The following is a 1,979-nucleotide window of genomic DNA, read 5'->3' as shown; positions in this document are numbered from 1 at the left end:
TCGGGAGTGTCCCGTAATTCGGGCAATTTCTCGAATACTCTTGCCACTTGCGTAAAGTTCATGTAATCTTATCACAGTCCCACTCCTTAGCATATTTTTCCCCCTGAATCTTTTTGGCTATTGCTTCAGAGGGATATATTCTACAGGGGTGGGTCATTTTCTTTTCGGCGTTCCCGGGTCAAATATATCCCGGCGGTGACATTACTTATCGTTTACTTTTATATAATTGGGATTTAACATACCTCCTGTATATTTACAGGTGTGAAATGACTAATACATTTAGGAGGTATGATATGTTTAAGAGATTATTATCAGCTATACTTTTTCTGACCGTGGTGACTTTGATTGTAACGGGATGTATGGCGCAAAATCATGTAAGTCTGCCGATGCAGCATGACAAAACAGTCAGCACTGAGCATCTGGTTCAAAGCGTTAAATCTGACGTGCAATCTCCTAAGTACATTTTTATGTTCATAGGGGATGGAATGTCTGCTGTGCAGGTGAATTCTGCTCAGATTTACATGGGAACCAACAAACACAATAATCTTAGACTGGGGACTCTTAATTTTCAAGATTTTGAAGCAGTAGGCTATCAGACTACTCATGATGCGACTTCATTTGCACCGGATTCAGCTTCCACAGCTACTGCTCTTTCCTCGGGATTCAAAACATGGAATGGTACGATCGGTTTAAGACCAGTTGGGAATGTTTCAGGAAATAAAGCTGAAAACGTGGATACAAAGAATGTTCCGAAAACAATTGCAGAAAGACTTAAAGAAGAAAAAGGAATGAAGATCGGTATCGTATCAACAGTTACGATTAACCATGCGACACCTGCTGCATATTATGCCCATGTTCCATCAAGAAATAGCTATTATGATATTGCGTTACAAATGGCAGACTCAGAGTTTGATTATTTTGGGGGAGGAACCATTAAACAACCTACAGGCAGCAATAAGGATCAAAAAGATGTTTATGAAATTTTGAAAGAAAAGGGATATAAAATTGTAAAGACCAAAAAAGATATATTGGCATTAAACAACAATTCAGGCAAAGTATATGCCGTTACTCCTGTAATTCAGGATGATGGTGCAATGCCATATGCCATTGACCATAAAGAAGGAGACTTAACCCTTGCTGACTTCGTTAAAAAGGGTATCGATGTATTGGATAATGATAAAGGATTTTTTATGATGGTTGAGTCAGGAAAGATTGACTGGGCTGGTCACGCGAATGATGCAAAGACGAATATTGTTGAAGTTTTAGCATTTGCAGATGCTATTCAAGTAGCTATTGATTTTGCAAAAGCACATCCTGATGAAACATTAATTATCGTAACAGGGGACCATGAAACAGGTGGTATGTCGATCGGGCAGGCAACTACTGGTTACGATGTGGCATTAGAAATATTAAAACATCAAAAAATGTCCTATGTCGCATTTGATGAAAAACTTAACAGTATAATTGAAAAGAATCCAGACTTGACATTTGAAGAAATCATGCCGGTAATTACTCAAGCTTTCGGATTAAAAGATGAATACATAGATGGTGAGGGCAAAGATTCATATATGACACTTGAACTGTCAGACAGTGAAGTAGAAAGGTTAAAGAAGGCTTTTGATGCAACGATGGCAGAAGAACAATCCAACGATGAAGAATTCTATAGATTATATGGTGACTATAATCCATTAACGGTGACATTAACTCATATTTTAAATAACAAAGCCGGAATAGGTTGGACTTCATATTCTCATACAGGCGTTCCAGTACCAGTATATGCTACAGGGGTGGGAGCAGAATTATTCAATGGTGCATATGACAATACGGAAATATATTATAAGTTGGTTGCTGTCACTGGACTTAAGTAATTTTGTAAAATAAAAATATAATGCCCCCCATTGTCAAGACAATTTTTCAGCTTTTCTAAGTTAGATTCTCCTTTCTTTAAATTTCCATATTTTACATTTATTTACTATGTC

General features: G+C 37.3%; 1 protein-coding gene. It reads left to right on the top strand.

Annotation, left to right across the window (positions count from 1 at the left end; all coding sequences use genetic code 11):
- Positions 1–293 precede the first annotated feature (293 nt).
- On the top strand, positions 294–1,868 hold the full coding sequence (locus F3H12_RS13000; RefSeq protein ID WP_149679738.1) for an alkaline phosphatase: 1,575 nt from the start codon (positions 294–296) through the stop codon (positions 1,866–1,868).
- The last annotated feature ends 111 nt before the right edge of the window (positions 1,869–1,979 follow it).

It is taken from the genome of Thermoclostridium caenicola, assembly GCF_900142095.1.
Taxonomy (GTDB): domain Bacteria; phylum Bacillota; class Clostridia; order DSM-8532; family DSM-8532; genus Thermoclostridium_A; species Thermoclostridium_A caenicola.
Note: the sequence above shows the minus strand (reverse complement) of the source record. Positions and strands in the feature narration are given on the sequence as shown.

Excerpts from the sequence above, each read along its gene's own strand:
- F3H12_RS13000 (WP_149679738.1), top strand. The coding sequence starts at position 294 with ATGTTTAAGAGATTATTATCAGCTATACTTTTTCTGACCGTGGTGACT.